The following is a 6,540-nucleotide window of genomic DNA, read 5'->3' on the forward strand; positions in this document are numbered from 1 at the left end:
CGGAGGAAAGGGCGACCGCCGCAGCGGTCACCCGGTCCGGATCAGTAGATGGAGAACGGGAAGTACTTGGCGTTGATCTTCTCGTAGGTGCCATTTTCAACGATCGCCTTGATCGCCGTGCTGAACTTGTCCTTCAGCTTGTCACCCTTACGTACCGCGATACCGATCTCGTCGTTGATATCGATGTCAGCGCCCTTGAACTCGAAGCCCTGACCCTCTTCAGTACGCAGCCAGTCATAGGCCGGGAACTTGTCGGACAGCAGACCGTCCAGGCGGCCGGCGGTCAGGTCCAGGTAAGCGTTGTCCTGAGTGTCGTACAGTTTGACGTTAACCACGTCACCGTACACGTCTTCCAGCTGCTGACCGGCGATAGTGGCGCGCTGGGCACCGATGGTCAGACCTTTCAGACCCTCTTTAGAGGTCTCCAGGGACTTGTCCTTGGCGGCAACGAATGCCAGCACGTTGGAGTAGTACTTCTCGGAGAAGTCCACCACCCGCAGACGCTCTTCGGTGATCGACATGGAAGCGATGATCGCGTCGTACTTGCGAGCACGCAGACCCGGGATGATACCGTCCCAATCCTGCGCCACGATTTCGCAGTCCGCCTTCATCTCTTCACACAGCGCCCGGGCGATGTCGACATCGAAGCCGACCAGTTCGCCGTTGGCATCCACCATGTTGAACGGTGCGTAGGCACCTTCGGTGGCGATGCGGATCTTGTCGCCCGCCATAACACTCTGCGCAGACAGCAGTGTGCCTACCACTACGCAACCTGCGGCAATCAGTTTACGAATGCTCATAGTTTCCATCTCGCTCATCGTTATTTTTAGAAATGCCTGATTCACCCACCAGCGGGTGAAACTTTCGGGAAGATCAGCTGTGGCTGGACATGAAGTCCCGCACTCGCTGGGAGGTCGGGTTATCGAACAGCTGTTCGGGCGGCCCCATCTCCTCAATCTGTCCCTGATGGAGGAACACTACCTGACTCGATACGTCACGTGCAAAGCGCATCTCGTGGGTAACAATCAGCATAGTGCGCCCTTCCTGGGCCAACTCGCGCATGACCGCCAGAACTTCGTTGACCAGTTCCGGGTCGAGCGCCGAGGTGGGTTCGTCAAACAGCAGCACCTCCGGGTCCATCGCCAGGGTGCGGGCGATGGCGATACGCTGCTGCTGTCCGCCGGACAGGTTGCCGGGGTAGGCATCCTGTTTGTCGAGCAGGCCGACCTTGCGCAGCAGTTCCTGCGCCCGGGCCACTGCCTGTTCCTTCGGCTGTTTCAGCACCTGAGTCGGTGCCTCGATGATGTTCTCCAGAATGGTCTTGTGCGGCCACAGGTTGAACTGCTGGAACACGAACCCCAGCCGGGCGCGCAGCTGCTCCAGCTGCTTTCGGCTGGTTGCTTCCAGCAGGCCCTGCTTGCCGGGTTTCAGGGTAAGTTCTTCACCGCCGATGATGATGCGGCCCTGGTTCGGCTGTTCGAGCAGGTTGATGCAGCGCAACAGGGTACTTTTGCCGGAACCACTGGAGCCGAGAATCGAGATCACATCCCCCTTCTGGGCGGACAGACTGACCCCTTTCAGGACTTCGAGATGATCGTAGGATTTATGAATATCAATCAGCTCAAGAGCTGTCTGCGCATTTGCCATCGTGTGGTTTCCGCTGTTCATCCGCCGATCAGGGTCATCCGATGGCGGCGGTTGCTTGCGACATCCGGGTAAGCCATGCCGCCTTCATTAGAACGCTTGATCGAGCATTAAAAAAATTCGAAGGGGCCTATTTTGCGGATTTCATGACCGAATCGCAATATTTCGCCACCCCTTCACGGCAATCACCGCCAGGCGGCCATTCGAATGCCGCCTTCAGCTCACCCAACAATGGTTAATTTATAGACAAAATCCGGCAGCGCAAACGTATGGCGGGCAAATATTGACCAGGAACAAGACCGAGTATTTTTTACAAGCGCCGGATTCTTCGAGTATATGCGGGAAGGTCTGTTAGACCTGCGGCAAGGTTTGTTTGCGCGGGGCCATCGGCGGCAGTGGCTTGCTTTTCAGATCACCGACCGCCACTGTCGTCCGCAGTACCCAAGGGACATACCAAGCAGGCTGCTACGAAACGCAGAACCCTGTGGCGGCGGGCAGCTGTTAACTCAACACTGTTATCTGGTAACTGAATTAAAAAAACCGGCCCGCCTGACGACGGGCCGGTTTGATTCGTGCGAATCGATGCAGGGGATACTTAACGGGCGAACTCGTCCATCAGCGCCTGCTGGGCGCTGAACGGTTCCTCACCCTCGGCCGGCTGATTCAGAATATAACTACCGTCGGACTGCAGCACCCAGCTCTGGCTGTTGTCCTGCATGTAGTAATCCAGCTCCCGTTTCAGCCGTTCGGCGTGCTTGCCGTACAGCTGAAAGCCGGTCTCTACCCGGTTCAACATGTTGCGTTCCATCCAGTCGGCGCTGGCGCAGAACACCTCCGGCTTGCCGTTATTGCCGAAGTAATAGACCCGGGTATGTTCCAGGAAGCGGCCGATAATCGAGCGCACATGGATGTTCTCCGACACCCCTTCCAGTCCCGGGCGCAGTCGGCACATGCCGCGGATGATCAGTTCAATCTTGACGCCGGCCTGGGAGGCCTCATAGAGCGCCCGGATCATCTTCGGCTCGGTCAGGCCGTTAACCTTGACCATGATATGACCCGGCTTGCCGGCCTTGGCCAGCCGCGCCTCGCGCTGAATCAGCTCGATCATCTTGGCGTGCAGAGTGAACGGCGCGTTGTACAGCGTCTTCAGCTTCTGGATCTTGCCCATCCCGGTGAGCTGCTGGAACACCTTGTGAACGTCCTCGCCTACACCCTGGTCGGCGGTCAGGAAGCTGTAGTCGGAGTACAGCCGGGCCGTACCGGAGTGGTAGTTACCGGTGCCCAGGTGGGAGTAGCGCACCAGTTTGTCACCCTCCTGGCGCACCACCAGCATCGCCTTGGCGTGGCACTTGTAACCGACCACGCCGTAGACCACCAGGCAACCGGCCTCCTGCAGGCGCGCAGCCAGGTGCAAGTTGCTCTCCTCGTCGAACCGGGCGCGCAGTTCGATCACCACGGTGACCTCCTTACCACTACGGGCCGCCTCGACCAGCGCGTTGACGATATCGGAGTTGACCCCGGTGCGGTACAGGGTCTGCTTGATCGCCACCACGTTCGGGTCCTTAGCGGCCTGGCGCAGCAGGTCGACCACCGGGCCGAACGACTGGAACGGATGGTGCAGCAGCTGATCACTCTGCTTCAGTGCGGTGAAGATGTTCTTTTCGGCTTTCAGTTTGCCCGGCACGCCCGGCGAGAACGGTTTCCAGCGCAGGTCGTTACGCTCGACCAGGTCGCGCACCGCCATCAGCCGGGTCAGGTTGACCGGGCCGTTGACCCGGTAGGTCTGGGCTTCATCGAGACTAAACTCACGCTGCAGGAAGCCGATCAGCTCCTCCGGCGTGCGGTTGTCCACCTCCAGCCGCACCGCATCACCGTACTTACGGGAGTGCAGTTCGCCACGCAGGGTGTTGGCCAGGTCCTCAATCTCTTCGAAATCAAAGGTCAGGTCGGCGTTGCGGGTGATGCGGAACTGGAAGCAACCGTCCACCTTCATGCCGGGGAACAGCTCTTCGGCGAACTCGTGGATGATCGACGACAGGAAAATCAGGTTGTCGCCTTCCGCGCAGAGTTCGTCCGGCAACCGGATCAAGCGCGGCAGCGAGCGCGGCGCCGGGATGATCGCCAAGCCGGTTTCACGGCCAAACGCATCCTTGCCGTCCAGCTCGACGATGAAGTTCAGGCTCTTGTTGACCAGCCGGGGGAACGGATGGGACGGGTCCAGGCCGACCGGGCTGACCACCGGCACCACGTGCTCCTCGAAGTAGGTCTTGATCCAGTCGCGCTGCGCTTCGCTCCAGTCGCGTCGGCGTACGAAGTGGATCTTCTCCGCCTCCAGCGCCGGGAAGATGATCTCATTGAGAATCTTGTACTGGCGCTCGACCGTGGCGTGACAGATCTCGGCGATCCGTTCGATCAACTTGTTGGGGTGCATCGCGTCCGGACCGACCGCTTCGCGACCGTACTTGATCTGGCGCAGCTGCTCGGCCACCCGGATCTCGAAGAATTCGTCCAGGTTGCTGGAGAAGATCAGCAGGAACATCAGCCGCTCCAGCAGCGGATGGCGCTCGTCCAGCGCCTGCTCCAGCACCCGGATATTGAACTGCAGGTGGCTCAGTTCACGGTTGATGTAGAGTTCCGGCGCCTTCAGATCCAGCGGCGGCTGTTCCACCGGTTCCGTGGTAGCGACACTTTCGCGGCTCTCCACCAGTGCGGCGGTGGCCTCGACGGTCGCATCGACGGAGGTTTCCGCCACCGTCTCCTGCGCTTCGGTAATCTGCTCAACCTTGGTCATTGAATCCTCCCTGAGCCGACCCACACTGCGACGGTCGGCTACATTAACTGTTTATCAACTGGGCCGCCCGCTTGGCGAAATAGGTCAGCACGCCATCGGCACCGGCCCGTTTGAAGGCCAGCAGCGACTCCATCATTACGCTGTTCTCATCCAGCCAGCCGTGCTGGAACGCCGCCATGTGCATGGCGTATTCGCCGCTGACCTGATAGGCAAAGGTCGGCACCTGGAACTCGTCCTTCACCCGCCGTACCACATCCAGGTAGGGCATGCCCGGCTTGACCATCACCATGTCGGCGCCTTCGGCCAGGTCCAGCGCCACCTCGTGCAGCGCCTCGTTGCCGTTGGCCGGGTCCATCTGGTAGTTGAACTTGTTGCTCTTGCCGAGGTTGGCCGCCGAGCCGACCGCGTCGCGGAACGGACCGTAGTAGGCGCTGGCGTACTTGGCGGCATAGGACATGATGCGGGTGTTGACATGGCCCTCGCTCTCCAGCGCGGCGCGGATCGCGCCGATACGGCCATCCATCATATCGCTGGGGCCGAGGATATCGGCACCGGCTTCCGCCTGGGACAGTGCCTGCTTGACCAGCGTATCGACGGTACGGTCGTTCAGCACGTAGCCCTGTTCATCGATGATGCCGTCCTGGCCGTGGGTGGTGAACGGGTCCAGTGCCACGTCGCTCATGATGCCCAGCTCCGGACAGGCGTCCTTGATCGCCCGCATCGCCCGCTGCGCCAGGCCGTTCGGGTTGTAGGCCTCTTCCGCCAGTTCAGACTTGGCGGACGCCGGCGTCACCGGGAACAGGCAGATGGCCGGCACCCCCAGCGCCACCAACTCACGGGCCTCCTTGACCAGCAGATCGATGCTGTAGCGCTGAACCCCCGGCATCGAGGCGACCTGTTCGGTCTCGTTGCTGCCTTCGATGACGAACATCGGGTAGATCAGGTCATCCGGGGTCAGCTGGTTCTCGCGCATCAGGCGGCGGGAGAAGTTATCGGCGCGCATCCGGCGCATACGGGTGGTCGGATAGGTACGTTGGCTGTCGTTAAAGGCCACGGGGAACTTCCTTCTCAGGTACGGCGAGCATTGGACTCGATAGTTATGACAATTAGATGACAAGGCATGACCGCGCCAGTTCCCAGTCCATACCGGAGTGCCAGTGGCGAGCTCTCGGCCGGCGGGACACACGCTTTGAAAAGCCCTGTATATGACTATGATGGTAACTTAATCCAGCATCGATTCGTTAACAAATAGCGGTCGATACAGCACGTCTTCATGTTGAAATTCAGGAGCGGAAATTCATGAAAAAAGTAGCGGTTATCCTGTCCGGTTGTGGCGTCTACGATGGCTCGGAGATTTACGAATCGGTACTGACCCTGCTGCGGCTGGAACAGAACGGCGTCCAGTACCAGTGCATGGCGCCCAATATCGACCAGCTGCACGTGATCGACCACCGCAGCGGCGAGGTGGCCGAAGGCGAGCGGCGCAACGTGCTGACCGAAGCGGCCCGGCTGGCACGCGGCGAGATTCTCGACCTGGCCGAGGCCAAGGCCGACGACTACGATGCGCTAATCATCCCGGGCGGTTTCGGCGCCGCCAAGAACCTCTGCGACTTCGCCGTCAACGGCAGCGACTGCAGCGTTAACGACGAGGTCAAAGCATTCGCCCAGGCGATCCACAACGCCGGCAAGCCGGTCGGTCTGATCTGCATCGCGCCGGCGATGACGCCGCTGCTGTTCGGCGAGGGCGCCCGGTTCACCATCGGTAACGATGCCGATACCGCCCAGGCGATCGAAGCGATGGGCGGCCGCCACCAGAACTGTGCGGTCAGCGAGATCGTGATCGACAGCGAGCGCAAGCTGGTCACCACCCCGGCCTACATGCTGGCCGGCTCGATCAGCGAAGCCGCCATCGGCATCAACAAACTGGTCGACCAGGTGGTCGAGATGTGCTGATCATGCCGTACAAAGAAAAGGCGCCCGACGGCTAATGCCAGTCAGTTAAGCCAACTGACTGGCATTTTTCTTTCTCACGGGGTAGCGGCATGGGCAGCTCTTTAATGCCCGGGGATAACGCCGCTCTCGCCTTGTCGGCAACACGAAAGTGG

At 60.2% G+C, this 6,540-nt stretch carries 6 protein-coding genes; 2 read left to right on the forward strand and 4 right to left on the reverse strand.

From position 1 onward, the window contains the following. Window positions 1-41 precede the first annotated feature (41 nt). Both K6T12_RS18760 and K6T12_RS18765 read right to left on the reverse strand, forming a co-directional pair. Window positions 42-800, reverse strand: a complete 759-nt coding sequence (locus K6T12_RS18760; RefSeq protein WP_222224420.1) for an ABC transporter substrate-binding protein — start codon at window positions 798-800, stop codon at window positions 42-44. 73 nt (window positions 801-873) lie between these two features. Next, complete coding sequence (locus K6T12_RS18765) at window positions 874-1,647, reverse strand: ABC transporter ATP-binding protein (protein ID WP_222224421.1); 774 nt, start codon at window positions 1,645-1,647, stop codon at window positions 874-876. 41 nt (window positions 1,648-1,688) lie between these two features. Here K6T12_RS18765 and K6T12_RS18770 point away from each other — a divergent pair, with 41 nt between their 5' ends. After that, window positions 1,689-1,883 (forward strand): hypothetical protein, encoded by a 195-nt coding sequence (locus K6T12_RS18770; protein WP_222224422.1) that lies wholly within the window; start codon window positions 1,689-1,691, stop codon window positions 1,881-1,883. A 356-nt stretch (window positions 1,884-2,239) separates the two neighbouring features. On the opposite strand, the gene ppk1 is transcribed toward K6T12_RS18770, so the two are convergent. Further along, complete coding sequence (gene ppk1 / locus K6T12_RS18775) at window positions 2,240-4,435, reverse strand: polyphosphate kinase 1 (protein ID WP_222224423.1); 2,196 nt, start codon at window positions 4,433-4,435, stop codon at window positions 2,240-2,242. A gap of 43 nt (window positions 4,436-4,478) precedes the next feature. Then, window positions 4,479-5,489, reverse strand: a complete 1,011-nt coding sequence (gene hemB, locus K6T12_RS18780) for a porphobilinogen synthase (RefSeq protein ID WP_222224424.1) — start codon at window positions 5,487-5,489, stop codon at window positions 4,479-4,481. Between the two features lie 245 nt (window positions 5,490-5,734). Between hemB and elbB the strand changes: the two genes are divergently transcribed. After that, window positions 5,735-6,388, forward strand: coding sequence for an isoprenoid biosynthesis glyoxalase ElbB (gene elbB / locus K6T12_RS18785; protein ID WP_222224425.1), 654 nt, complete (start codon window positions 5,735-5,737; stop codon window positions 6,386-6,388). Window positions 6,389-6,540 lie beyond the last annotated feature (152 nt).

Source organism: Marinobacterium arenosum (assembly GCF_019795155.1).
Classification (GTDB): domain Bacteria; phylum Pseudomonadota; class Gammaproteobacteria; order Pseudomonadales; family Balneatricaceae; genus Marinobacterium_C; species Marinobacterium_C arenosum.

What these genes read in the sequence shown, in the direction of transcription:
- ppk1 (WP_222224423.1), bottom strand. Translation starts at nt 4,435, where the DNA reads ATGACCAAGGTTGAGCAGATTACCGAAGCGCAGGAGACGGTGGCGGAA.
- K6T12_RS18760 (WP_222224420.1), bottom strand. Translation starts at nt 800, where the DNA reads ATGAGCATTCGTAAACTGATTGCCGCAGGTTGCGTAGTGGTAGGCACA.
- K6T12_RS18765 (WP_222224421.1), bottom strand. Translation starts at nt 1,647, where the DNA reads ATGGCAAATGCGCAGACAGCTCTTGAGCTGATTGATATTCATAAATCC.
- elbB (WP_222224425.1), top strand. Translation starts at nt 5,735, where the DNA reads ATGAAAAAAGTAGCGGTTATCCTGTCCGGTTGTGGCGTCTACGATGGC.
- K6T12_RS18770 (WP_222224422.1), top strand. Translation starts at nt 1,689, where the DNA reads ATGGCGGCGGTTGCTTGCGACATCCGGGTAAGCCATGCCGCCTTCATT.